The organism is Erythrobacter sp. GH1-10, from assembly GCF_045363165.1.
GTDB lineage: Bacteria > Pseudomonadota > Alphaproteobacteria > Sphingomonadales > Sphingomonadaceae > Erythrobacter.
The window spans coordinates 2,580,050-2,605,561 of the sequence record NZ_JBJFLP010000001.1 but is presented as its reverse complement, the minus strand read 5'-3'; the positions used below and the strand labels follow the sequence as shown (position 1 = coordinate 2,605,561).

Annotated in this window: 22 protein-coding genes; 15 read left to right on the top strand and 7 right to left on the bottom strand. The window is 63.3% G+C overall.

Annotated features, from left to right (window positions below; all coding sequences use genetic code 11):
- The first annotated feature begins 178 nt into the window (after positions 1-178).
- The 8 genes from argS (at position 179) to tatC (ending at position 6,957) form a co-directional block, all read left to right on the top strand.
- The gene (argS, locus tag ACI5KX_RS12900; protein WP_406811065.1) at positions 179-1,948 is read left to right on the top strand and encodes an arginine--tRNA ligase; all 1,770 of its coding nucleotides are present in this window, start codon (positions 179-181) and stop codon (positions 1,946-1,948) included.
- 53 nt (positions 1,949-2,001) lie between these two features.
- Positions 2,002-2,700, top strand: a complete 699-nt coding sequence (locus ACI5KX_RS12895) for an SPOR domain-containing protein (RefSeq protein ID WP_406811064.1) — start codon at positions 2,002-2,004, stop codon at positions 2,698-2,700.
- 102 nt (positions 2,701-2,802) lie between these two features.
- A complete protein-coding gene (gene nagZ, locus ACI5KX_RS12890) occupies positions 2,803-3,825 on the top strand; it encodes a beta-N-acetylhexosaminidase (RefSeq protein ID WP_406811063.1) in 1,023 nt (340 codons plus the stop codon).
- A gap of 74 nt (positions 3,826-3,899) precedes the next feature.
- Positions 3,900-4,688 (top strand): segregation and condensation protein A, encoded by a 789-nt coding sequence (locus ACI5KX_RS12885; protein ID WP_406811374.1) that lies wholly within the window; start codon positions 3,900-3,902, stop codon positions 4,686-4,688.
- Positions 4,689-4,798: 110 nt separating this feature from the next.
- On the top strand, positions 4,799-5,356 hold the full coding sequence (gene scpB, locus ACI5KX_RS12880; protein WP_406811373.1) for an SMC-Scp complex subunit ScpB: 558 nt from the start codon (positions 4,799-4,801) through the stop codon (positions 5,354-5,356).
- A 78-nt stretch (positions 5,357-5,434) separates the two neighbouring features.
- Positions 5,435-5,674, top strand: coding sequence for a twin-arginine translocase TatA/TatE family subunit (locus tag ACI5KX_RS12875; RefSeq protein ID WP_406811062.1), 240 nt, complete (start codon positions 5,435-5,437; stop codon positions 5,672-5,674).
- Positions 5,675-5,717: 43 nt separating this feature from the next.
- Entirely contained in the window at positions 5,718-6,134 is a 417-nt protein-coding gene (gene tatB, locus ACI5KX_RS12870; RefSeq protein ID WP_406811061.1) for a Sec-independent protein translocase protein TatB, read from the top strand.
- A gap of 7 nt (positions 6,135-6,141) precedes the next feature.
- Positions 6,142-6,957, top strand: coding sequence for a twin-arginine translocase subunit TatC (gene tatC / locus ACI5KX_RS12865; RefSeq protein WP_406811060.1), 816 nt, complete (start codon positions 6,142-6,144; stop codon positions 6,955-6,957).
- A gap of 120 nt (positions 6,958-7,077) precedes the next feature.
- Here tatC and ACI5KX_RS12860 read toward each other — a convergent pair whose 3' ends face one another.
- From ACI5KX_RS12860 to ACI5KX_RS12850, 3 genes are all read right to left on the bottom strand, one after another.
- Positions 7,078-7,299: a hypothetical protein gene (locus ACI5KX_RS12860; protein ID WP_406811059.1), complete on the bottom strand. Its 222-nt coding sequence runs from the start codon at positions 7,297-7,299 to the stop codon at positions 7,078-7,080.
- A gap of 408 nt (positions 7,300-7,707) precedes the next feature.
- Positions 7,708-9,354: an amidohydrolase gene (locus ACI5KX_RS12855; protein WP_406811058.1), complete on the bottom strand. Its 1,647-nt coding sequence runs from the start codon at positions 9,352-9,354 to the stop codon at positions 7,708-7,710.
- 8 nt (positions 9,355-9,362) lie between these two features.
- Positions 9,363-10,265 carry an NAD(P)-dependent oxidoreductase gene (locus ACI5KX_RS12850; protein WP_406811057.1) on the bottom strand — a complete coding sequence of 301 codons (903 nt, stop codon included), beginning with the start codon at positions 10,263-10,265 and terminating at the stop codon, positions 9,363-9,365.
- A 152-nt stretch (positions 10,266-10,417) separates the two neighbouring features.
- Here ACI5KX_RS12850 and ACI5KX_RS12845 point away from each other — a divergent pair, with 152 nt between their 5' ends.
- The 4 genes from ACI5KX_RS12845 to ACI5KX_RS12830 all read left to right on the top strand — a co-directional run bounded on the left by ACI5KX_RS12845 (position 10,418) and on the right by ACI5KX_RS12830 (position 19,253).
- Positions 10,418-11,683 (top strand): threonine ammonia-lyase, encoded by a 1,266-nt coding sequence (locus ACI5KX_RS12845; protein WP_406811056.1) that lies wholly within the window; start codon positions 10,418-10,420, stop codon positions 11,681-11,683.
- A gap of 227 nt (positions 11,684-11,910) precedes the next feature.
- Positions 11,911-12,756: an arginyltransferase gene (locus tag ACI5KX_RS12840; RefSeq protein WP_406811055.1), complete on the top strand. Its 846-nt coding sequence runs from the start codon at positions 11,911-11,913 to the stop codon at positions 12,754-12,756.
- Between the two features lie 33 nt (positions 12,757-12,789).
- A complete protein-coding gene (locus ACI5KX_RS12835) occupies positions 12,790-15,039 on the top strand; it encodes an autotransporter assembly complex protein TamA (protein ID WP_406811054.1) in 2,250 nt (749 codons plus the stop codon).
- Positions 15,039-19,253, top strand: coding sequence for a translocation/assembly module TamB domain-containing protein (locus ACI5KX_RS12830; protein WP_406811053.1), 4,215 nt, complete (start codon positions 15,039-15,041; stop codon positions 19,251-19,253). The genes ACI5KX_RS12835 and ACI5KX_RS12830 overlap by 1 nt, the downstream gene beginning before the upstream one ends.
- Here ACI5KX_RS12830 and ACI5KX_RS12825 read toward each other — a convergent pair.
- Positions 19,247-19,861 (bottom strand): lysozyme, encoded by a 615-nt coding sequence (locus ACI5KX_RS12825; protein WP_406811052.1) that lies wholly within the window; start codon positions 19,859-19,861, stop codon positions 19,247-19,249. The genes ACI5KX_RS12830 and ACI5KX_RS12825 overlap by 7 nt on opposite strands.
- A 106-nt stretch (positions 19,862-19,967) precedes the next feature.
- Between ACI5KX_RS12825 and ACI5KX_RS12820 the strand changes: the two genes are divergently transcribed.
- From ACI5KX_RS12820 to ACI5KX_RS12810, 3 genes are read left to right on the top strand one after another with little or no spacing between them, the layout of a single operon-like run.
- Positions 19,968-20,726: a hypothetical protein gene (locus ACI5KX_RS12820; protein ID WP_406811051.1), complete on the top strand. Its 759-nt coding sequence runs from the start codon at positions 19,968-19,970 to the stop codon at positions 20,724-20,726.
- 37 nt (positions 20,727-20,763) lie between these two features.
- Positions 20,764-21,834, top strand: coding sequence for an MBL fold metallo-hydrolase (locus ACI5KX_RS12815; RefSeq protein WP_406811050.1), 1,071 nt, complete (start codon positions 20,764-20,766; stop codon positions 21,832-21,834).
- A 17-nt stretch (positions 21,835-21,851) separates the two neighbouring features.
- Entirely contained in the window at positions 21,852-22,394 is a 543-nt protein-coding gene (locus ACI5KX_RS12810; protein WP_406811049.1) for a DUF4287 domain-containing protein, read from the top strand.
- Between the two features lie 152 nt (positions 22,395-22,546).
- Here the strand turns inward: ACI5KX_RS12810 and glnA are convergent, their stop codons facing one another.
- The 3 genes from glnA to argC all read right to left on the bottom strand — a co-directional run bounded on the left by glnA (position 22,547) and on the right by argC (position 25,496).
- On the bottom strand, positions 22,547-23,956 hold the full coding sequence (glnA, locus tag ACI5KX_RS12805; RefSeq protein WP_406811048.1) for a type I glutamate--ammonia ligase: 1,410 nt from the start codon (positions 23,954-23,956) through the stop codon (positions 22,547-22,549).
- Between the two features lie 66 nt (positions 23,957-24,022).
- Positions 24,023-24,361 carry a P-II family nitrogen regulator gene (locus ACI5KX_RS12800; protein WP_406811047.1) on the bottom strand — a complete coding sequence of 113 codons (339 nt, stop codon included), beginning with the start codon at positions 24,359-24,361 and terminating at the stop codon, positions 24,023-24,025.
- Positions 24,362-24,569: 208 nt separating this feature from the next.
- A complete protein-coding gene (gene argC / locus ACI5KX_RS12795; RefSeq protein ID WP_406811046.1) occupies positions 24,570-25,496 on the bottom strand; it encodes an N-acetyl-gamma-glutamyl-phosphate reductase in 927 nt (308 codons plus the stop codon).
- Positions 25,497-25,512: the final 16 nt, after the last annotated feature.

The window sequence follows — 25,512 nt, the reverse complement described above, 5'->3', positions numbered from 1 at the left end:
CTGCCTCCTCGCCTCGTCTCCTTCGCTTCGCTACGGAGCGGCTGCGGACGGCCAGTCGGCCTTGCGGTCGCATGGCGACCGAGAAACGAACCAATCGATTAGTCGTCCCGGGCTTGACCCGGGACCCCGCTTCCTTTCTTGCAACCGCTGAATTTTCGCGGAAATCCACGAGATAGTGATGACCGATAACACAACCCTCTACGCCGCCTATGCGGCCATCGTCGAGAAGACTCTTATCGGCTTGCAGGCCGATGGAGTTCTGCCTGCCGACGCGAGCTTCTCGAATGTGACCGTCGAGCCGCCGCGCGATCCCTCGCATGGCGATCTTGCCACCAATGCGGCGATGGTTTTGGCGAAGCCCGCCAAGACCAATCCGCGCGCGCTGGCCGAGGCGATTGTAGGCAAGATCGGAATTGTCGACAAATTGCTGAATAGCCCACCAACAGTAACTAGCGCCGAAGTGGTTGGGCCGGGCTTTATAAACCTGCGGCTCGATCCCGCCGCATGGCTAGGTGAACTGGCCGCCATCGCTGATCTCGGCACCAATTACGGTCGCTCTTCGATGGGCTCCGGGCGCACCGTGAACGTGGAGTACGTCTCAGCCAACCCGACCGGGCCGATGCACATGGGCCATTGCCGCGGCGCGGTGGTCGGCGATGCGCTCGCCAGTCTGCTCGAAAACGCTGGGCACACAGTGATCCGCGAATACTACATCAACGACGCCGGCGGGCAGGTCGATACGCTCGCGCGCTCGGCGCACCTCAGGTATCGCGAGGCGCTGGGCGAGGATATCGGCGAGATTCCCGAGGGCTTCTATCCCGGCGATTACCTCAAGCCGATCGGCGAATATCTCGCGCAGGAACTCGGCGACAAGCACAAGGACGAGCCCGAGGAGGAATGGCTCCCCTATTTCCGCGCCGAGGCGGTCGAGCAGATGATGGAGCTGATCAAGTCCGACCTCGCGCTGCTCGGTATCCACCACGATGTGTTCGCCTCCGAGGCGGCGCTGCAGGCGGCGGGCAAGCCGGAAGAGGCCGAGGCGTGGCTCCGCCAGCACGATCTCGTTTACGACGGCGTACTTGAAGCGCCCAAGGGCAAGGCCCCGCCGGAGGACTGGGAGCCGGTCGAATTACCGCTGTTCCGCTCGACCAAATTCGGCGACGACCAGGATCGCCCGATAAAGAAGTCGGACGGCAAGTGGACCTATTTCGGTGCCGATCTCGCTTATCACATGCAGAAGGCCGAGGACGCCGACGAACTGATCGATATCTGGGGCGCGGACCACGCGGGTACGGTCAAACGGATCAAGGCTGCGGTTGCCGCGCTATCCGAAGGAAAGGGCGAACCGGTCCCGTTCGACGTCAAGCTCGTCCAGATGGTCCAGCTGATGCGCGCCGGCGAGCCGGTGAAGATGTCCAAGCGTTCGGGCAATTTCATCACCATCGCCGACATGGTCGAGGAAGTAGGCAAGGACGTGGTGCGCTTCACCATGCTCACCCGCAAGCCCGAGGCGCAGATGGAATTCGACTTCGCCAAGGTGGTCGAAGCCTCGAAGGACAATCCGGTTTTCTATGTGCAGTATGCGCATGCGCGGATTCGCTCGACGCTGCGCAAGGCGGCGGAGGCGGGATTTGCGCCCTCGGCGGACAACCTTGCTCAACTAGGCGACGAAGAAATCGCGCTTATCCGCATGGCTGCGCAATTCCCGCGCATCATCGAGGCAGCTGCCAAGGCGCGCGAACCGCACCGTGTGGCGTTCTATCTCTACGACCTCGCAGCCGAACTGCACGCCTTCTGGAACCTGGGTAACGATAACCCGCAAAAGCGCTTCATCGTGGAACAGGACAAGGCTTTGTCGGAGGCGCGGCTTTTCCTGGCTAACGCAATCGGGCAGGTTATCCGCAACGGGCTGGCCGTCCTCGGGGTAGAAGCCGTCGAATCGATGTGACGGTAAGCTAACTTGGCGCTAGGCTAGAGTTTTGAAAACAAGGACGCGAAGCAGTGGTTATCGACGCTGAATTCGAGGAAATCGAAGACGACGGGAGTGATGCCGAAAGCGAGCTCGACCTGACCGGTGCCGACAGCCTGCCGTGGCTTGAGGCGGACGAGGAGGACGAGGACGCTGGCGGTGTCGATACCGCGCAAATCTTTGCCTTCGGCGCGATCCTGCTTGCGGTGCTGCTCGGCGTGGTCGGCGCGATCTACATGCTGACCAAAAGCACAACCGACCCGGCGCTGGTTGCCGATGGCAGCACGATCGAAGCGCCCGAAGGCCCGATCAAGGAGCGGCCCGAGGATCCGGGCGGGAAGGAATTTGCCGGGACCGGCAATGTCGCGCCTGCCGTGGGCGAAGGGCAGACCCGCGAGGCGCAGATCGACAGCGGCGACAGTACGACCTCTGCTCCCACCGCAAGCGAAACCGCCACCGGCACGGCGGCATCGGAACCCCCCGCTCCTCCAGCAACAGGTGGTGCCTATGTCCAGCTGGCTGCCTATGGCACCCGCGATCGCGCCGAAAAGGGTTGGAATGACCTGTCTCGCCAGACGGGTGCGCTCTCTGGGAAACGCTATCGCGTCGTAGAGGCCGTAGTCGGCGGGGCGACGGTCTATCGCCTGCAGGTGGTCGCCGGAAACCGTTCCGAGGCGACGCAATTGTGCCAGGCGATCAAGGCCGACGGGCTCGACTGCGCCGTCAAATAAACCACGGGCGATCCACAACCTGTCGTGCCTTGCGGGCGTTTTCCCCCACTATAGGTGGTTAGCGCGCTTGCACGGGGCACAGCCAGCTGTAACTCTCGGCGCATGATTCCGGCGATTTTCGGATGCAGCGGCCTCGAACTGACGGCCGACGAGCGCGCCTTCTTCCGCGATGCGGATCCGGCGGGATACATCCTGTTCGGTCGGAATTGCGCGGGCCCCGAGCAATTGCGCGCGCTGACCGACGATCTGCGCTCGATCCACGGGCGCGACCGCCTGCTCGTTTCGATCGATCAGGAGGGCGGCCGCGTGGCGCGGCTGCGTCCGCCGCACTGGTCGCCCTATCCGGCGGGCGAAGCGTTCGACCTGCTCTACAAGGTGGCACCCGCCAGCGCGATCGAGGCGGCGCGCGCCAACGCCCACGCGATGGCGCTCGAGCTTTCGGCGATGGGGATCACGGTCGACTACCATCCGCCGCTCGACGTGCGGCAGGAGGGCGCGCACGACGTGATCGGAGACCGCTCGCTAGGCAGCGATCCGATGCAGGTGGCTGCAATCGGCAGAGCGGTGCTCGACGGGCTGGCGAAGGGCGGAGTGACGGGCTGCATCAAGCACATGCCGGGGCATGGGCGGAGCACTGTCGACACGCACAAGGAAATGCCCACGGTTCATGCCAGCGCCGAGGAACTGGAAAGCGATCTCGCTCCGTTCCGTGCGCTCAACTCGGCGAAGATCGGTATGACAGGGCACCTGCTGTTTCCTGTGTGGGATGCTGACAATCCCGCGACGCTTTCGGAAACGGTCATCCGCGACGTGATTCGCGCGCAGATCGGCTTCGATGGACTCCTGCTCACCGACGACATCGACATGAAAGCGCTCGACGGGACCATCCCCGAGCGCTCGGCTCGCGCGCACGCCGCCGGATGCGATATTATCCTCAATTGCTGGGCGAAGATGGACGACATGCAGGGCATCTGCGAGGTGCTCCCGACCATGTCCGAAACAACCGCAGCCCGGCTTGAACGCGCACTGGAAGATACGCGGATCGCGCCGTCGATGGCCGAGGAGCAGCCCGAACTGCTTGCGAAACGCGACGCTTTGCTGGCGCTCGCGGGAGAAGCCGCATGAGCGAAAGCGAACCTTCGGATGACGGCTTCATGATCTCCGGCGAATCCCTCGGTGCTGCCGAGCCGACCGCCGACATGGGGGAAGCATGGCCCGAGGACGAGGTCGGAAAGCAGGGCGCCAAGTCGGGCGACAAGGCACTGTATCTCGAACTCGACGGGTGGGAAGGGCCGCTCGACCTGTTGCTCGACCTCGCGCGGCGGCAGAAGGTCGACCTGAGACAGATTTCGATCCTCGCGCTGGTCGACCAGTATCTCGGTTACATCGAGCGCGCGCAAAACCTGCGGCTCGAACTCGCCGCCGACTATCTCGTCATGGCGGCGTGGCTCGCATACCTCAAATCGGCGCTGCTGCTGCCCAAGGACGAGCAGGAAGACCCAAGCCCCGAAGAACTCGCGCTGCGGCTGCAATTGCGACTCCAGCGCCTTGGCGCGATGCGCGAGGCGGCGGCGCGGTTGATGGCGCGCGACCGGATCGGGCGCGATATCTTCCTGCGTGGCAAGCCCGAGGGCCTGCGGATCGACCGCAAGACGCAGTGGAAGTCGGACGCCTATTCGCTGATCCAGGCCTATGGCCAGGTCAAGGCGCGTACCGCACCGCGCATCTACCATGTCTCGAACCGCCCGGTGATGACGCTCGACAGCGCGCTGGATCGAGTTTCGGCGATGCTCGGCGTCACGCTCGACTGGATGGATATCCGCGACTTCCTGCCCGCGCATGCCGGACCGGCGCTGCGCAAGTCTGCACTCGCGTCGAGTTTCGTCGCGGCGCTCGAGCTCGCGCGGCTGGGCAGGGCGGAGATCGAACAGGAAGAGGCCTACGCGCCGCTGCGCATTCGGCGGCTGAAGGAGGGAGCAAAGGCATGAGCCAGGACTTGGTCGAGGACAGCGTGCCGAGCGACGACGTTTCCCCACAACGCTCCACCGACGAGATCGAGCGGGCGCTCGAGGCGACGCTGTTCGCGTCCGAAGAGCCGATGAGTGTCGATCAGCTGGCCAAGCATCTTGGCGGGCTGGAGAATACTGCCGTGCGGGAGGGGCTGAACGCACTGGGCGAGCAATATGAGAAACGCGGCGTGCATCTGGTCGAGCGCGGCAAGCGCTGGCACTTCGAGACTGCGCCTGACCTGGCCCACCTGCTTCGCCGCGAGCGCGAACAAGTCCGCCGCCTCAGTCGCGCCGCGACCGAGGTACTCGCGATCATCGCCTATCACGAGCCGGTGAGCCGCGCCGAAATCGAATCGATCCGCGGGGTGCAGACCAGCGCGGGCACGCTCGACGTGCTGATGGAGGCAGGCTGGATCAAGCTTGCGGGCCGGCGCGAGGTTCCGGGCCGCCCCGTGATCTACGCCACCACGCCCGAATTTCTCGATCATTTCGGCCTGTCTTCGCGACGGGACCTGCCTGGCATCGACGAATTGCGTGCGGCCGGCCTGCTCGATCCGGTCGACGATGCCCTCGAAGAGGCAATGGAATCCGTCGGGCAATCAGAAGAATCCTGCGAATCGTCGTCCGACGAGGACAGCGAGGAATAGCGCCGGCTTAGTCTCGACTGGCGCTCGGGCCGCTTCGCTCCTATATTACGCTCAGCACTTCAATGAGAGAGACTTCGCATGGGCGGTATCGGCATCTGGCAAATCATCATCGTGGCGGTGGTCGTCCTGATCCTGTTCGGGCGCGGCCGCATTTCGGAGATGATGGGCGATTTCGGCAAGGGCATTTCAAGCTTCAAGAAGGGCATGAGCGAAGAAGAGGCTGAAAAGCCCGCTTCAAAGGCCCAGATCGAAGCTCCTGCAAAGGACCCTGCCGCGACCGAGACCAAGACCGGCGAAACCTCCGATTCGTCCAACTGACTTTTCTCGGACGCGCCAGAACCGGCGCGCTTGAAAGCACATCATGTTCGATATCGGCGCAGCTGAACTCCTGGTTATCGTCATCGTCGCGATCATTGTGATCGGGCCGAAAGAGATGCCGCGTGCGATGCGCACCGCCGGGCGCTGGATCGGACAGGTGCGCAAGGTCTCTGCACATTTCCGCACTGGTATCGACGCCATGGTCCGCGAGGCCGAGCTCGAGGACATGGAAAAGAAATGGAAGGCGCAGAACGAGGAGATCATGCGTCGCAGCGCGATCAACGCCGAGAAGGATGCCGGCGAACCGGTCATGACCGGCCCACCGCCGATCGAGACAGGAGAGACCGGGCCCGATCCCATGGCCGACGATCCGGCTCCCGACACTCAGCCTGCGCCGAAGAAGGCCGACGAGGCGGCACCTGAACTCCCGCTGCCCCCGCGCCAAGAACCGAAGGACTAGGCGCGCGATGGCGTTCGAGATCAAGGATATCGACGAAACCCGTGCCCCGCTGCTCGATCATCTCGTCGAGCTGCGCACCCGGCTCGTGCGGTCGGTCATCGCACTCGCGATCGGCTTCGGGGTTTGCCTCTACTTCGCCGATCCGATCCTCGCCTATCTCGTCCAGCCACTGAAGGACGCCTTCCCCGAGGGGAAGGGGCAATTGATCTTTACAAGGCTGCCCGAATTGTTCTTCGTCGACCTCAAGGTCGCGCTGTTCGCGGGCTTCATGGTGAGCTTCCCGATTATCGCCAACCAGCTGTGGGCGTTTGTCGCGCCAGGCCTCTATGCCAAGGAAAAAAAGGCATTCCTGCCTTTCCTGATCGCAACACCGGTGCTGTTTCTGGGCGGTGCGGCGCTGGCCTATTACGTCGTCATGCCGACGGCATTTCGCTGGTTCCTCGGCTTCGGCGGGGATGCGGGCGGACTTGCGGTCGAGGCCTTGCCCGCTGCGGGCGATTACCTCGATCTCGTGATGCAGTTCATCCTCGCCTTCGGACTGACATTCCTGCTTCCCGTGCTGTTGATGCTGCTGCACCGCGCGGGGATCGTCACCCGGTCACAGATGGCTGGCGCGCGGCGTTACGTGATCGTCGGGGTGGTTGCGTTGGCGGCAATCGTGACGCCGCCGGATCCGGGATCGCAGATCATTCTCGCTCTGCCGCTGCTCGTCCTGTTCGAAGGTTCGCTTCTGCTGATGCGTTTCCAGGAGAGAACGAAGAAGAAACAGGCCGATGCGGATGAAGAGCAGACCACGGCCGAAGCCGAAGCTGGGTCGGATTAATCCTGTGCCGACGGAGGCGCGCTTTTAAGTAAGAGCACGTCCACCCGGTCGCGATCCTGTCTATCGCGGACAAAAAAAGGACTCCCGAAGGAGCCCTTTCGAATCTCTTTTCGACCGAGCTTACGGGCTGGTCGGAGCGTCTTCGCCACCGTCGGCTACGATGATGATGCCGGCGATGATAGCGGCGGACGCGAGGATCGCGATGAGGATACCGCTCTCACCTTCCAGTTCGCTTTCCCCTTCGACCGGTGCGTTTGCACGATCATAGGCGGCTTCAGCGATGGCGGGCGATGCAGCGAGAGAAACTGCAGCGGTTGCCAGTGCGAGAGTGCGGAATTTCATCGGATCGTCTCCTGTAGGTATTAACTAAGTCTATTTCCATCTTGGGATAGCGCAGCCTTCCGGTCGTGACAACCCCCTAATTTGTATTCCGAAACCGTTCGTCGCGGTTCGAGTACGATTCGTATTCAGAGCTTTATATCGGACACCCGGAATTCCCGCCAGACCGAATACGATTGCAGCGCGAAAGACTTTCTCGCAGTTGCACAATTGCAACCCTGATTCTCTTTCGCCGACAGTTCCTTAGGCTTGTTTGCCCATATCACCGAAGGCGTACCGCCTGATAGCGGCCGCAAATGGCTGTTTGGTTAAACTTGGTCGGCGAATCAACCTGATACGTGCGAACACCTAGGCCGCCGATACGATCCGGTAAGGCTCGCGCACTTGCGAGGCGAATTCGGGGCGTGGAGATCAGCGCATTCGCTTCCCACCGACCCACACTTCGAGGATTTGCGTGCTGCGTATATCGCTCGGCGAGGCGAGCAGCGGATCGCGGTCCACGAACAGGAAGTCCGCCTGTTCGCCGGGGATCAGGCGTCCGAATTTGCCATCGGCGAAACCCGCGAAGGCGGCATCGGCGGTGAACGCCTTGAGCGCGGCCTCGCGGCTGACGGTTTCATCCGGTAACCATCCTCCAAAAGGCTGTCCGTCGGCGTCGGTGCGACTGATCGCGACCGCGAAGCCGGCAAATGCATCCGCAGGTTCGACCGGAGCGTCCGAGCCGAAGGCGAGTATGCCGCCCACCTTGAGCACGCTGCGCCAGGCATAGGCTCCATCCAGACGGTCCGGCCCCAGCCGTGCCTCGGCCATCAACCGGTCGGACGTCTGGTGAAGCGGTTGCATCGAAGCGATCACCCCGTGCTCGCCGAATTCTTCGAGCTCTGCGGGATCGACGACCTGCGCATGTTCGATCCGCCAGCGGCGGTCGCCTTCATAGGTTTCGGAGAGCTCCTCGATCGCGCGAAGGACGTCCGAATTGGCGGCGTCGCCGATTGCGTGGATCGCAGTCTGGAAGCCGTCCATTGCCGCGCGACTCATGATGTTGCGCAGCTGCGCGGGGGTAAGCAGCGGAAGGCCGCGTGTCTGCGGCTCGTCGGAATACGGCTCCTTGAGGGTCGCTCCGCGCGAGCCAAGCGCGCCGTCGAGATAGAGCTTGATTCCGCCCATCCGCAGCTTGTCGTCATACAGCCACGGGGTCGGACCGGGACCCGCAATGAGGTCCATGGTGTCGGCATCGGTGGCGTAGGACATGATACGGATGCCGAGCTTCCCGGCATCACCGGCCCGGCGGAAGGTCTGCCAGTCCTCGATGCTGGTGCCCATGTCCGCAACAGCGGTTATGCCGTTGTCGAGAAGGATTTCCTGCGCCTTGGCGAGGGCGGCGTCGCGGTCTTCGGGGCGCGGAGCAGGAACGACTTTGGCGACCAGTTCTTCTGCCGCATCGACGAACACCCCTGCGGGTTCGCGGCTCCCCGGCTTGCGGATGATCCGCCCGCCGGATGGATCGGCGTTGGCCGCAGTCACGCCCGCGCGCTCCATCGCCATGGTGTTGGCCCAGGCCGCATGGCCATCGACGCGCTGGAGCCAAACGGGGCGGTCGGAAACGACGGCATCGAGTTCCTCGACGGTCGGGAAGCGCCCGAGGCCCCATTTCTCCTGGTTCCAGCCGCGCCCGAGGATCCACGGGCGGCCCGGGTTCTCCTCGGCAAACGCCTTGATCTTGGCAAGCGCCTCTTCGAGCGAATTGGTGTCGGACAGGTCGAGCAGCAACGCGCCGAAACCGATGCCCATGACATGGACATGCGCATCGATCATACCCGGCAGCATTACCCGTCCGCGCCCGTCGATCCCGTAATCTGTCTGCGGGCGTTCCTCGCCGCGTTGGAGGATCTGTACGACCTTTCCGTCATCGTCGAAGACGAGCCCGGTGAAGCGGACGACTTCGCCGTCCTCGCCAATGGTCACACCGTCGACATTGTCGACCAGCGTGTCGGCCATGGCCGGGACGGAAGCGAATGCGGCGAGCGCCGCGACGGCGCGGAATGCGGTGCGAATCATCGTTTTCCTTACTCGGGTCTTCCTTTGGGCAGGCGGGTGATGAGCGCGCTCGTGTCGCGCCTCCCGCCCCCTGCGGCCTGCACTTCGGCATAGAACTGATCGACCAGCGCACTCACCGGCGAGGACAGGCCGAGCCGCTTCGCTTCGTCGAGCGCGTAGCCCAGGTCTTTGCGCATCCAGTCGATTGCGAAGCCGAAATCGAATTCGTCCTGCATCATGGTCTTCCAGCGGTTGTCCATCTGCCAGCTCTGCGCTGCGCCGCCCGAAATAGCCTCGTAGGTCTTTTCCAGATCAAGCCCCGCGGCGGCTGCCAGCCGGATCGCTTCGGACAGTCCGCCGAGAACGCCTGCGATGCACATCTGGTTGGCCATCTTGGCGGTCTGGCCCGCGCCGCTCGGGCCGACATGGACGATCGCCTTGGCATAGCAATCCATGACCGGGCGTGCGCGCTCGACCGCTTTCTCGGTGCCGCCACACATTACCGCGAGTTGGCCGTTGACCGCGCCCGCTTCGCCGCCGCTGACGGGCGCATCGACTGCGGCGATCCCGCGCGCTTGCGCTTCGGATGCCAGTCGCCGCGCCATGTCGGCGGACACCGTGGTATGGTCGACCAGCAGCGCGCCGCTTTTCATCGTTGCGAGAACCCCTGTGTCGCTAAGCGCCACTTCGCCAAGGTCTTCGTCGTTCCCGACGCAGATGAAGACGATGTCCGCCTTTGCCGCAGCCTCGGCGGGCGTTTCGGCAAAGGCGACTTCCAGTCCTTCCTCGCTCCATGTCTCGCGCCACTTGTCCGCGCGCTCCTTCGAACGGTTGTAGGCAGCGACTGTATGCCCCGCCCGGGCGAGGTGACCGGTCATCGGGCCGCCCATGACACCCAGTCCGATGAAAGCGATTGATTGCGGAGAAGTCATTGCGGCAGCCCTAATCAGATTTCCGATTGAATGCCAAGGCGAGCGGGGCGTTCCCACGAAAGGTACTCCAGCATCCCGCCAGGCAATTCTTGCGCATCGATACCCAAATCGGTTTGCCCTTGCGGCGCTGAAGCCTTAATCCGCCAAGCATCATGACCGCACAGTCCGCCTCAGCCGCGCAGACAAGCGCCGCAACCGCCAGCCTCGATGAGCTGACCCTCGAAACCGTTCGCGCCGCCGCCGCGCGCATCGAAGGCGCGGTGGTCAAGACGCCGATGATGCACTCGATTACGCTTTCGGAAATCACCGGCGCGGAAATCTGGCTCAAGTTCGAGAACCTCCAATTTACTGCGGCTTACAAGGAACGCGGTGCGCTCAATGCGCTGCTGCACCTGACCGACGAGCAGAAACGGCGCGGAGTGATCGCGGCGTCGGCAGGCAACCATTCGCAGGGTCTGTCCTACCATGGCACCCGGCTCGGCGTGCCGGTCACCATCGTGATGCCTAAGACCACGCCGACCGTGAAAGTGATGCAAACCGAAAGCGTGGGCGGCAATGTGGTGCTGCACGGCGAGACTTTCGACGACGCCAACGCCCATGCCCGCGAACTTGAAGCCGAGCGTGGCCTCACCTTCGTGCATCCCTTCGACGATCCCCTGATCGCTTCGGGGCAGGGCACCGTTGCGCTCGAGATGCTCGAGGTTAAGCCCGATCTCGATTGCCTGGTCGTGCCGATCGGCGGTGGCGGGCTCATCTCCGGCATGTCGACGGTCGCCAAGGCGCTCAATCCGGATGTCGAAGTTGTCGGCGTGCAGGCGGCCTTGTTCCCGAGCATGTTCGACCGGATCAAGGGAGAGAGTCACGACTGCGGCGGCGATACGCTGGCCGAAGGGATCGCGGTTAAGCACCCTGGCGAATTCACCGCGCGGGTGATCGCCGAGCGGGTCGACGACATCCTTTTGGTCGACGAACCGTCGCTCGAGAAGGCGGTGTCGCTTTTGCTCCAGATCGAGAAGACCGTGGTCGAGGGCGCGGGCGCGGCAGGGCTTGCTGCCGTGCTCGAAAACCCCGACCGGTTCGCCGGGAAGACCATCGGCCTCGTGCTGTGCGGCGGCAATATCGACACCCGATTGCTTGCCAACGTTCTGCTGCGGGATCTTGCGCGGCAGGGTCGTCTGGCGCGGCTGCGGATCACCCTGCAGGATCGGCCCGGCGCGTTGTTCAAGGTGATGAGCCTGTTCAACGAGCATAACGTAAACATCATCGAGATCTACCACCAGCGCATCTTCACCTCGCTTCCGGCGAAGGGCCTGATCACCGATATCGAGTGCGAGGCGCGCGATGCCGAGCAGGTCGAGCGGCTGGTCGCGGCTTTGCGGGCAAAGAACTACAAGGTGCAGATGGTCGAACTCAACTGACCGGCTAGCCCGGCGAATCGCCCACGCAAATTCGTTCAGGACCGGTTCGGAGACTGTCCCGCATTGCTCCAATATGGACCTTTCCGGCGGCTCGAGATGTGCAAAGTAACCCTATATTCACCGTGAATTGTGGTTAAGGGTCTTTTACCGCGGGCGGCGAAAAGGCATAACACCGTCTTAACAGGCGCGCTGCCGATTCCCGTAACCAAGAGGACCCAGCAAGACCCGTGACGGCCCCGATCCGCTTTCCCCGCTTCTTTGTAACGAGCCCTGCGCCGTGTCCGTACCTTCCCGGTCGGCAGGAGCGGAAGGTGTTTACGGAGCTTAAGGGGCCGCATGCGGACCAGCTGAACGAGGCGTTGGGGCGGATCGGCTTCCGGCGCAGCCAGACGGTCGCGTATCGCCCGAGCTGCCTCGATTGCCAGGCTTGTGTATCGGTGCGGGTGGTGACGGGCGAGTTCAAGCCGTCGAGCACGCAGAAGCGCGACATCAAGCGCAACCGCGACCTCGTGGTCACCGAGTGCCGTCCTTGGGCAACCGACGAGCAATTCGAACTGCTCAGCAAGTATCTTGCGGTGCGTCACCCCGATGGCGGTATGTCGCAGATGGATGAACTCGATTATGCCGACATGGTCGAGCACACGCCGGTCACGAGCAGTCTGGTCGAATATCGCGAACCGACCGAGAACGGCGAACCGGGGGCACTTGTCGGTGCCTGTCTCACCGACCGCCAGGGTGACGGGTTGTCGATGATCTATTCGTTCTACGATCCCGATCACGCGGATCGGGCGGGGCTGGGCAATTACATCATCCTCGATCACATCCAGCGCGCCGCGCAGAATGGCCTGCCGTATGTCTATCTCGGCTATTGGGTCGAAGGTTCGCCGCGGATGCAGTACAAAGTGCGGTATCGTCCGCTCGAACGGCTTACCCGCGACGGCTGGCAGCGGATGGATCGCAAGGAACAAAGCAAGCTGATCGCCGAAGCTACGGCACCGCGCGGCGAAAACAGTGGAACCATGGGAGCGGCAAGGGGTAAGGACGGACAACCCGTTAAATTTCCTGCGAGCTGATATTTGCCACGCTTACAATTGAATCTGGCCTTCATGGCTGGGCTATGCGCCGTCGGGGCGCTTGTCCCGGCCGAAGCGTATGCTCGCCAGCAGGAGCAGCAGGAAGAGCCTGACGAGGTCGAGGAAGATGTCGTCGAACAGGCTCCCGCCGAACAAATTCCCGCACCAGCACCTCCACCTGTACCGCCGCCGACACCGCGTTCGCTCGAAGAGCTGATCCCCGAAGCCGCGCTCGGCAATACCGAGGAATGGGCGCAGCAGGGCATCGCAGCGACTTCGGCTGCGGAGCCGGAGCCAGAGGCGGAAGCTGATGTCGAAGACGTGGCCGAAGCGGTCGAAACGCAGATCGAGGAGCCCGCTGGACCGGCGGTTGCAACGAGTTTCGACGATTTCCAAATTCCGGAGATCGAGCGGCTGGAGACCGATCCCGAAGTCGAAGCGCTTGTCGCGATCGATGCGCCGGATCTGATCGAACTGCCCGAGCTCGAGGAATTCCGCGTCAGCAACGAGCTGATTCTGGCATTCCCGGCAGACAATGATCGCTTCCCCGAGCGGACCGATTTCGTCACCCGCTTCAGGGCACTTTCCACTATCGAGGCGCTCGAGAGTCGCGCCGATACGGTGCCGCAACTCGCGGCGCGGGCACGGGCCGACGAACAGCTGCTTGCCGACATGCTGCGCACCTACGGCTATTACAACGGCGAGGTTGCGCGCCAGCTTTCGGGCGGTCGGCGCGGAGACAATGGCGAGGGCGAGCGGGTCGATACCGATCCGCAGGTCCGGTTCGATATCCTGCCGGGCGATCGCTATGCCTTTGCCGATATCGATCTCGGGGCCCTCGACACTGCGCCCGATTACGATGCGCTTCGCGATGCCTTCGGGATTCAGACAGGCGACCCGCTGCAATCCGACCTGATCGTGGCCGAGGAAGCCGATCTGCGCCTTGCGCTCGGAGAGACCGGTTATCCGTTCGCCACGATCGAGGCGCCCGAACTCCTGATCGACCACGCTCGCAAGGAGGGCGACCTGTCGCTTCCGGTCGAACCGGGCGGGAAGTATGTCTTCGGCGGCATTGCAAGCGAGGACCCGCGTTTCCTGTCGAACCGGCACCTCGCCCGCATCGCCCGCTTCGAGGAGGGCGAAGTCTACCAGGCTAGCTTGCAGGCAGATTTGCGGCGGGCGATCCTTGCCACCGGCCTGGTGACGAGCGTTTCTGTCAGCCCCCGCGAGATTGTTCCGCCGGAGGAAGGGGAGCCGGGTGAGGTCGAAATCGACATCGAATTCGACCGCGCGCCGCTGCGGACGATTGCTGGGGCGATCGGATATGGGACCGAAGACGGCTTCAAGGTCGAGGCAAGCTGGGAACATCGCAATCTCCTCCCGCCCGAAGGTTCGCTGAGGCTGCGCGGCATTTTCGGCACGCGCGAGCAGCTGGCGAGTATCACCTACAAGAAGAACAACTTTCTCGGCCGCGACCAGATACTCACCGTCGATACCTATGCCAGTGACATCGTGACCGAGGCGGTCGACGCCCGCACCGTCGCTGTGCGCGGCTCGTTCGAGAAGGTCTCCAACCTCCTGTTCCAGAAACCGTTCAGCTGGCAGGTCGGGGCCGAGGCGCTCTACAGCGACGAGCGCAACCGGGTCATCGGCGGCGTCCCGCGTCCGCGCCAGACCTACACCATTTTCGGTCTGTTCGGCAGCGCGACGCTCGATACCAGCGACGATTTGCTCGATCCGTCGGAGGGTTTCCGCCTGACCGGCTTTCTCGCGCCCGAAGTCTCGCGTTCGCTCGGCGAGGAAACCTTCTATCTGCGCGCGCAGGGCGACGCGAGCTACTACCAGTCGATCGGCAGCACCGTCCTCGCCGGACGCATACGGGCAGCCACCATCCAGGGCGCCGAAGTGTTCCGCATTGCGCCTTCGCGGCGGCTCTATGCCGGTGGAGGCGGATCGGTGCGCGGCTACGGGTTCCAGGGGGTCGGCCCGCGCAACGATTTCGGCGAGGCGACCGGCGGGGCGTCGCTGGTCGAGGTCGCGGTCGAAGCGCGAATCCAGACCGGCCTGCTCGACGGCGCGGTCGAGATCGTGCCCTTCTTCGATGCGGGTTCGGTCTCTATCGAATCGATTCCGGATTTCCGTTTCATCCAGTACGGTGCGGGCGTCGGCGTGCGCTACAAGACGACATTCGGCCCTATCCGCGTCGATGTCGCTGCGCCGCTCAATCCGACCCAGTTTGATGCGCCGGTGGTGGTCTATGTCAGCCTTGGGCAGGCGTTCTGATGGCGGACGATCCGGACATTCCTATCGACGAAGACAACACGCCGCCGCGCAAGCGCAAGCGTCGGTGGTTGAAGCGGTTTGGCTGGCTGCTCGCGATCATCCTGCTGCCGATCATGGCCGCCGCAGCCTTCCTGAGTTCGCCGATCGGAAAGCGCTGGGTCGCCGATCAGATCGCGCAGGTTTCTCCCGCGTCTGGCCTGCGGTTTCAGGTCGGTCGCATCGAGGGAGACATTTACGGTGCGGCGGTGCTGCACGATGTGGTGGTGAGCGACCCAAAGGGTGAATTCCTTGTCATTCCCGAAGTCGAACTCGATTGGCGCCCGCTCGCCTGGTTGTGGAGCGGGATCGACGTGCGCGAGTTTATTGCACGCAGAGGACGCTTGGAGCGCCTGCCCGAATTGCTCCCGGGCGATCCGGATGCGCCTTTCCTCCCGGGCTTCGACATCAGGGTGGACGAATTCGCGATCGAGGATCTCGTCATCGCCCCCGGCATCGCTGGCGAAAATGCGCAACTCGTAAATCTCGGCGCCAAGATCGATATCCGGTCGGGCCGGGCACTGGTCGATGCGCAAGGCGCGTTCGGTCCGGAAGATCGCATCACGCTGCTGCTCGATGCCGAGCCCGATGGCGACCGCTTCGATCTTGCGCTCGATTACCGCGCAGCCGAGGACGGACCGATCGCGGGCCTTGCCGGACTTGACGCCGGATACGAGGCAAGGGTCGAGGGCGAGGGCACCTGGACCAAATGGCTTGGCCACGCGCTCGTCACGCGAAACCCCGGAGCCGACGATCCCCGCCGGGTCGCGGCATTCACCCTCACCAACGATTCTGGCACATACAGCCTGCTCGGGCAAATCAGGCCGACCCTGAGCGATGGCAGCATTCTCGACCGCGCGCTTGGCGATGCGGTCTCGCTCGCGCTCAGCGGAACCCTCGAGGACAGCGTTTTCGATGGCAACCTTGCTGCAGTGACTTCCGCACTCGATCTGCGGGGAGTTGGCGCGGTCGATCTTGCCGGCAACCGGTTCGACGATTTCTCTGCAGACGCTGCGCTGCGCGATCCTGCTTTGCTGGGCGAAAGCGTTTTGCTTCGCGGCGCAACCGCGAGCGCAACCCTCGACGGCCGGTTTCGCGATCTCGCGATCGAGCATCGCCTCACCGTTACCGAGCTTGCGGCAGGCACCACCGTTTTCGAAGGGCTCGCGCAAGCCGGAACGGCAAGCTTCGACGGCGCGACATTTACCGTCCCGCTCGATGTAGATGTGGAGCGTGTCGTTACGGGATCCGAGTTGATCGATCCTCGCCTCGTAGGCGGCTCGCTGGTCGGCAGGCTTACCTATGGCGGGACGCGACTCGACGCCGACAACGCGCGGCTGACCTTTCCCGACCTGTCGGCGAAGCTTACGCTGCGCGGAAATACGGCGCAGGGAGTCTATGCACTCGCCGGGCCGGTTGCTGCACGCGGCCTCGCGCTTGAAGACATCGGCACGGTCGATGCCAATGCCAAGCTGCTCGCCAAGTTCGGGAGCGACATCCCCTGGAGCGTGCGCGCCAATCTCGCCGGACGGCTCGGCAATGTGAGCAATGCAACCGTTGCCAATATTGCGGGCGAGGAATTGACCTTTGCAGGAGCCTTCGGCGTCGCCGCAAACGAACCGGTCGTGCTGCGCGACGCGACGCTGGAAAGCGAGCGGCTGAGCGCGCAGTTCGACAGCGAGTTGGTCGGCGAACGGACGACGCTGGCAGGAAGCGGGCGACACAGTCAATACGGCCCCTTCACCGTCGATGCCGAGATCGCGGCAGACGGCCCGCGCGCCACGCTGGTGCTTGCCGATCCGCTGCCCGCTGCCGGTCTCAGCAATGTCCGCCTGGCGATCGCCCCGAACGATGACGGGTTCGCGATCGACACCGAAGGCGGCTCGTTGCTCGGCCCGTTCGAAGGGGAACTCGACCTTGTCCTCCCCGCGGATGCGCCGACCCGCCTCGCGATCAACCGGCTGAGGGTTTTTCGCACCAATATCAACGGAGCGTTGGTGCTGCGCGACAGCGGAATATCGGGAGACCTCGCGCTTCAGGGAGGGGGACTCAACGGAACCGCCTCGCTCGCTCCGGCTGCTGATGGAGCGCAGGCATTCGATCTCGATCTTCGTGCACGACAGGCCAGGTTCGGCGGCGAAACCGTGATCGGATTGGCAGTCGCCGATATCGATGCAAGTGGCACTTTCCGCGAAGGAAGCAGCCGCATCAATGCCGATGTCTCGGGTTCGGGGCTTGAATATGGCGAGCTCAGCGTCGCGCAGTTCGCCGCCAAGGCGGAAATCGTCGACGGACGCGGGGATGTCACCGGTTCGATTGCCGGTCGGCGCAGCGATCGGTTCGCGCTCAAGTTCGACGGAAACATTGCACCCGAGCGCATCGCCGTGCTCGCCCGCGGAGAATATGGCGGACGGCGCATCACCATGCCGCGCCGCGCGGTGCTTACCGCGCGCGAGCAAGGCGGTTGGAACCTCGCCCCGACCCAGATCGGATACGGGCGCGGGTTTGCCATCGTCGAAGGTACGCTCGGTGACGAAGAGACGGCGCTGAAAGCACAGCTTTCCCGCATGCCGCTGCGGCTGGCTGATCTTGCGGGGAGCGAGCTGGGCCTGGGCGGCCGGCTCTCGGGGATTCTCGACTGGCGGCAGAGCGGCTCGGCGCCGCCGAGCGCCAGCGCGAGGGTGCGGATCGACGACTTTACCCGTTCGGGTCTTGTCCTGTCTTCCAAGCCGATAGACGTGCTGGCGGTCGCCGAGCTGACGCCCTCGCAGCTTACGATCGGGGCGCGGCTGCGTGAGGACAGCGAGCCGCTCGGTCGGCTCGATGCAAAAGTCGCCCGGCTCGGTGGCGGTAGCGATTTGGCGGCCAGGATCATGAATGGGCGGCTCGATGCGAGCTTCGCCTATGACGGTGCGGCGAGTTCGCTGTGGCGTCTCGCCGCGATCGAAACCTTCGACCTCACCGGCCCGGTCTCGCTCAACGCCAAGGCCACCGGCACGCCCAACAACCCGCGCATCACCGGCAATCTCGCCAGCGACGACCTGCGGTTGCAGAGCGCGGTTTCGGGAACAGACATCGATGATGTCACCGCTCGCGGGCGCTTCGTCGGATCGCGGCTCGAGCTCACCCGCTTTGCCGGGACCACCCGCGGCGGCGGAACCGTGAGCGGCAGCGGCACGGTGGACTTCGCCGCGATGAGCAGCACGCGGGGGCCGCAGATCGACCTGCGCGCCGCCGCCAACAACGCCAACCTGCTCGCCGCCAACGGGCTAGATGCAACGATCACCGGCCCGCTGCGGATCGTCTCCGACGGGGTGGGCGGCACGATCGCCGGCCGTGTCTCGGTTGATCGCGCAAGCTGGAAACTCGGCGTCGCGGCAGAGGACCTTTCGCTGCCGCAAATCGCCACGCGCGAGGTCAATCGTCCCGACAGCACCGGCCCGACCCAGCGGGTCGCTGACGGATCGTGGCGTTACCTGATCAACGCCTCGGCCCCGAGCCGGGTCGCGGTCGATGGCATGGGTCTCGACAGCGAATGGGGGATCGACATCGCCTTGCGCGGCACGGTCAACGATCCGCGCATCGGAGGAGAGGCGCGATTGGTGCGCGGCAGTTACACCTTCGCCGGAGCCCGGTTCGAATTGACCCGCGGACGCATCGCCTTCGACGCCAGTGTTCCGATCGATCCGCGGCTTGACATTATAGCAGAGACCGAGGCCAACGGCACCGACGTCTCCGTGACGATAACCGGCAACGCGCAAACGCCGCAGATCGCTTTCACCTCGGTGCCCGCGCTGCCCGACGAGGAGATCCTTGCGCGGCTGCTGTTCGGCGGGTCGGTCACTTCGTTGTCCGAGACCGATGCACTCCAGCTTGCCGCAGCGGTCACGGCCTTGCGCGGCGGGCAAGGCGGGCTCGATCCGATCGGCGACCTGAGGCGCTCGATCGGGCTCGACCAGCTCCGCATCGTCAGCGCGGACCCTGCGATCGGCCGCGGCACGGGGGTCGCCCTGGGCAAGAATATCGGTCGCCGGGTGTATGTCGAAATCGTCACCGATGGGCGCGGCTACAGCGCAACGTCTGTCGAGTACCGCGTCACTCAGTGGCTTGCTTTGCTCGGTACGGTTTCGACTATCGGTCGCGACAGTGTGCTGGTCGAGGTCAGCAAGGATTACTGAGCCGAATAGAGACTGGCTTCCTCTGCGCGCCTGCGGACCAGCCCCTTGAGCACCCGGCCACCCGCCTTGTTCCAGCGGGCAAACTCGGCGGCGGCGCCTTCGAAATCGCCCGCGCGGTGTTTCCGGGTAAGCGTCGCGCGGGCGATTGCACCCGTATTGTAGTGGAAGCTTACCATCGCGTCGAACTGCGCTTGCGACGTCGGCGCGTCGCCGAGCGCGCGCGCGACATCGGCGGCATAGCGTTTCAGGTCCTGTTCCAGCCGTTGGTCGCACTGCGCCTGCGTCCACACCGTTTCCGGCCCGATCCGCCCATGCAGTCCATCGCCGGTCGCGCCCCAGCCGATCGTCCACGGCTCGCCCCCGGTGCCCGGGTCGGGATAGGCCTCGACCAGCCCGTCGCGCCGCAACCGGGCGCAGCCCTCGAAACGCTTGATCAGCGCTGTTCCTTCAACACCGACTGCGGCGGGTCTTTTTGATGAAGTACATCCCGAACCATCACCCAAGGAGGTATCGATCGCCTTATCGATCGCGGCAACTTCGGACGGGCGAAAACTGCGCTTGAGGATGGCGCGAACAGTATCGAAGATCGGTTTGCGTTGTTCTGGCATCGTGGAGTCTCCGGGAAAGCGGGAAAGGAGACCCGCCAATTAGACACAATTGTGGTGAGTAGGAAAACGCCTTGACCACAACTCGACCGGGTTTCACCACTCCAAGATGCGATTTTTCAAACCGAAACCGCCAATCGATCGAGAAGAGTTCGAATGGTTGCTCGCTTGTTTTGCCTGGTTGCGGAGAATTTTGGGCGATGCTCATATCAAGCCGGAATTCGTGCTGCCGGGCAATCCGTCTCTTTTGGCCGCCCGAACCGGTCCCGATCTGTTCGAGGCAGTGCGCGGCCTTGCCGGCATGGAGGATTGGCCGTGTCGTCTTGAAAAAGTCGAAGTCGACGATCCATTGGCAGATCCTCAAGTCAGAACCGAAGGAGGATCGGCTTGCGGCACATTCTCTATCGAGAATGGCGAGGCTGTCATTCGCTATTCCTCGCAAATGCTCCGCGATCCCGATGCGCTTACTGCGACTTTCGCGCATGAACTTTGCCATTACCTACTTCTGCAGGCGGGCGATCCGCCAGGCGGACCGGATTTGTTGGAGCACGCGACCGATTGTGCGGCGGCATACATTGGATTCGGGGTCTTTCTGGCCAATTCGTCACGAACCTTCGAGCAATGGACCGATGGCGAATGGGCGGGGTGGCGGTCCTCTGCAAATGGTTACCTTTCGGAGCAGGCACTTGTGACCGCGACGGCGCTGTTTGCTGCACTCCATGGCTACGAGACGGACGGTGCCACTCACGCATTAAAGCCTTATCTGCGCAGCGACCTCAAGAAAGCGGAGAGAGCGATTGCCAGCGAGCATCCCGATTTAGCCGGCTCGCTCGAAGCGGTGAACATTCTGGATTGGAATTACACCTGAAGCTACACTGTTCTGCGGGGCGCTGGGGGACACGAAGATGATCAAGAAGTTGGGCATCGGTTTTGCAGCCGTCCTCGTCCTGATCACAGCCGCATTTCTTCTGTTCCAGGTGGAGATCGGGCGCGCGGTATTCGAACGCGCCGTCGCGACCAATGCAACGCGTAATTTGACCGACGGACTGCCCGACGGGTTGCATATCGGCCTATGCGGCACGGGGTCGCCCATGCCCAACCCCGAGCGTGCCGGTCCGTGCAACATCGTGATCGCGGGCGGGCAGATGTTCGTCGTCGACATCGGCGAGGGCGGCAACCGCAATATCGCGCAGATGGGCTTCAACGCGGCGGATATCGACGCGGTGTTTCTTACGCATTTCCATTCCGACCATATCGACGGTCTTGGACCGTTGCAGCTGTTCCACTGGACCCGCGGGGCGAGCAAGGCACCACTGTCGGTCTACGGCCCGACCGGGGTGGAGACCGTGGTCGAGGGATTCAACAGGGCCTACGAGATCGACTATACATACCGCATCGCGCATCATGGAGAAGAGGTCGTCCCTTCGACCGGTGGCGGCAGCATCGCCCGGCCTTTCGTCATGGAGGCCCCGACTATGGTCGTAGTCGAAAAGGACGGGGTGAAGATCACCGCATTCACCGTCGATCACTCGCCGGTCGAACCGGCGCTTGGATACCGGTTCGACTATAAGGGGCGCTCGCTCTGTATCAGCGGGGATACGGTGCGATCGACTAATCTCGAAACGGCTTGCGAGGGTGTCGATCTGCTGGTCCACGAGGCGTTGCAGCCCGCATTGGTTGGCGAGGTCGAGCGGGCATTCGCCTCGATCGGAAATGCGAATGCGGCGAAGATCATGGCGGATATCGTCGATTACCATGCCTCGCCCGAAGATGCCGCCGATAGCGCGAAGGTGGCGGGCGCGAAGATGCTGGTGTTGAGCCACCTCGTGCCGCCGCTGCCCAGCACCGCGCTTTACCCGGCCTTTCTGGGCGATGCCGAAAACCGGTTCGACGGCGAGTTGGTGATGGGAGAGGACGGAATGCTGTTCTCGCTGCCCGCCGGAAGCGAGAAGATCGAGCGCGATGAATTGATGTAGGAGAGGGAGGAGTACGAATGGCGACACCGGAAGAACAACTCGCGACAATGCTGGCAAACCTGCCGGACAAGACCGGCAAGCCACTCGACGAATGGCTGAAGCTGGTGGCCGCGGAGGGATTGGAGAAGCACGGACAGATCGTGAAGTTCCTCAAAGGCGAGCACGGCGTGACCCACGGGTTTGCGAACCTGATCGCGGCCAAAGCGCTTGAATCCCGCGGCCCGGACGATCCGGTGGCCGAGCAATATTCTGGAGCCAAGGCTGCCTTGAAGCCGATCCACGACTCGCTTGTCGATTACGCCAAGTGCCTCGGCAGCGATGTCGAGATCGCACCCAAGAAGACCAGCGTAAGCCTGCGCAGAAAAAAGCAGTTTGCGCTGATCACCCCTGCCACCAAGACGCGCGTGGATTTGGGATTGGCTCTTAAAGGCGACGAGCCGGGCGGGCGGCTCGAAATCTACAACGCCATGTGCTCACACCGCGTCCGCCTCGAAAGCGTCGAGGAGATCGACGACGAACTGCGCGACTGGATGGCCGAGGCTTACGCGCGGGCCGGGTAACAAAAAAGGCCGCCCGGTTTCCCGAGCGGCCCTTTCTGTTGTCTTGCTGATCGAAACCGAAGGTTTCGCAAGCCCGTCCGGGCCCCCGCAGCGACGCGATCTGTGATCGCGTGAGCGAGGACGCGAGGGCCGGGTGGCCCCCGCTCTCCCGATCAGGAACTGTAGTACATGTCGAACTCGACCGGGCACGGAGTGGTTTCCATGCGCAGCTGGTCTTCCCACTTGAGCTCGGCATAGGCCTCGATCTGGTCCTTGCTGAACACGTCGCCCTTGAGCAGGAACTCGTGGTCGGCTTCGAGCGCTTCGAGCGCCTCGCGGAGCGAACCGCAGACGGTCGGAACATTGGCGAGCTCTGCCGGGGGCAGGTCGTAGAGGTTCTTGTCCATCGCGTCGCCTGGGTGGATCTTGTTCTCGATCCCGTCGATCCCCGCCATCAGCAGCGCCGAGAAGGCGAGATACGGATTGGCGAGCGGATCGGGGAAGCGGAATTCGACGCGCTTCGCCTTCTCACCCGCGCCGTACGGGATGCGGCACGATGCCGAACGGTTGCGCGCCGAATAGGCAAGCAGCACGGGAGCCTCAAAGCCCGGCACCAGACGCTTGTACGAGTTGGTGGTCGGGTTGGTGAAGGCGTTGATCGCCTTGGCATGCTTGATGACGCCGCCGATGTAGTAGAGGCAGGTTTCCGACAGGCCGGCATATTCGTTGCCCGCGAAAGTCGGCTTGCCGTCCTTCCAGATCGACATGTGGGTGTGCATGCCCGAACCGTTATCTTCCTTGATCGGCTTCGGCATGAAGGTCGCGGTCTTGCCATAGGCATGGGCGACCTGCTGCACGACATACTTGTACACCTGCACCTGGTCGGCGGTCTTCGTCAGCGTCGAGAAAGTGATGCCGAGTTCGTGCTGGGCCGCGGCCACCTCGTGGTGGTGCTTGTCCATGTTGAGGCCCATTTCCATCATGGTCGAAACCATTTCTGCGCGGATATCCATGCAGCTGTCGACCGGCGCGACGGGGAAGTACCCGCCCTTGGCGCGCGGGCGGTGGCCCATGTTGCCCATCTCGTATTCCTTGCCGGTGTTGGTCGGCAGCTCGATATCGTCGATGGCGTAACCCGAACCGGCATAGCCGTCTTCGAAGCGGACATCGTCGAACATGAAGAATTCTGGCTCGGGGCCGACATAGACGGTGTCGCCGATGCCGGTCGAAGCGAGATAGGCCTCGGCGCGCTTTGCGGTGGTGCGCGGGTCGCGGCTGTAATCCTGACCGTCGGAGGGCTCGACGATGTCGCAGAACAGCGACAGCATCGGCGTGGCGCTGAACGGATCGACATAGGCGGCGTCGAGGTCGGGACGCAGGATCATGTCGGATTCGTTGATCGCCTTCCAGCCTTCGATCGAAGAGCCGTCGAACATCAGGCCGTCCTCGAGCGCGTCTTCGTCCATGGCGCTCGCCGCCATGCTAAGGTGCTGCCACTTGCCCTTCGGATCGGTGAAGCGCAGGTCGACCCATTCGATTTCCTCGTCCTTGATCTTCTTGAGGATGTCTTTGGTCTTGGACATGGTTGTAATCTCCAGCTGGTAGTTCGAGAGGTGCCCGCCGCGATCGGCGGGTTGATTCAAGCAGGTTCAGATAGCGTCGTCGTTGGTTTCGCCGGTTCGGATACGCAGCGCGCTTTCGATCGGCGAAACGAAGATCTTCCCGTCGCCGATCCGACCGGTCTGTGCGGCAGCGGCTACCGCCTCGACCACGCGATCGGCCTGGTCATCGGAAACGACCACTTCGAGCTTAACCTTGGGGAGGAAGTCGACGACATATTCGGCGCCGCGATACAGTTCCGTGTGGCCCTTCTGCCGTCCGAAGCCGCGGGCTTCGGTGACAGTGATGCCGGATACGCCGATTTCGTGCAGCGCCTCCTTCACCTCGTCGAGCTTGAAGGGTTTGATGATCGCTTCGATCTTCTTCACGTGTGGTTTCCCCACCCCTGATGTGTTTCTTGACCTTCTTGTAACCAAGAATCGTGCCAAGCGGCACGCAACACGGGGTTAGTCGATCTGCACGCAGGCGCAAGGGTCTTGCTGCACTGCCGCAGAAATTGGCAACAATCGATTGCGCCGCGCGAACCTGCACAAAGCGGCGGCTTTTGCTGCCTGTTTTTTAGGCAGACTGCCGATTTCAGAGCCGCAGCCCGGTCGTCTCGGGCAGTCCGCACATGATGTTGAGGTTCTGGATCGCGGCCCCGCTGGCGCCCTTGCCGAGGTTGTCGAGCCGGGCGATGAGGCGGGCGTTCCAACCGCCTTCGTTGCCGAACACGCGCAGCTCCAAACCGTCGTGCGGTTGAGCATCGTTATGGAGCAACAGCTCGCTCACAGCCTCGTCTTGGACGACCTTGACCACCGGCGCTTCAGCGTAGAATTGGCCGAGTGCCTGGCGCAGACTGTCCGAGTGTGGCCGGGCCGCCATCGCGCCCAGATGCAGGGGAACCTCGACGATCATGCCGCGATGGGCGGGGACCACCGACGGTGCGAACAAGACCGGATGTTCTAGACCAGCATGCCGCTTCATCTCAGGAAGGTGCTTGTGATCCAGGTCAAGGCCGTAAGTCCGAAATGCGATGTCGGGATGGGAATTGAACCGCTCGATCAGAGCGTTTCCGCCACCTGAGAAACCGCTGACGGCATTAACGGTGTAGGGCCAGTCGGCAGGCAGCAGGCCCGCCCTTACTAGAGGCGCGACCAGCGCGAGAAACCCGGTTGGATAGCACCCGGGATTGGAGACGAACCGAGCCTCGGCAATCTTCTCGTGCCCGATCAACTCCGGAAAACCGTAGGTCCAGCCATCCGCCACACGATGTGCACTCGACGCGTCGATGATCCGAGTGTTGGATCCCTCCGCCAACTTCACCGCCTCGCGCGCCGCATCGTCGGGCAAGCACAGGATGGCGATGTCGGCTTCGTGCAGAGCTTCCCTGCGGGCGGTCTCGTCCTTGCGCTGCGCATCGTCGAGCACGAGCAGCTCGAACTCCTCGCGGCCCTGCAGCCGGTCGCGGATTTCGAGGCCGGTCGTCCCGGCGGCTCCGTCGATGAAAATGCGCGTCGTCATGATGCCCGCGCTTGTA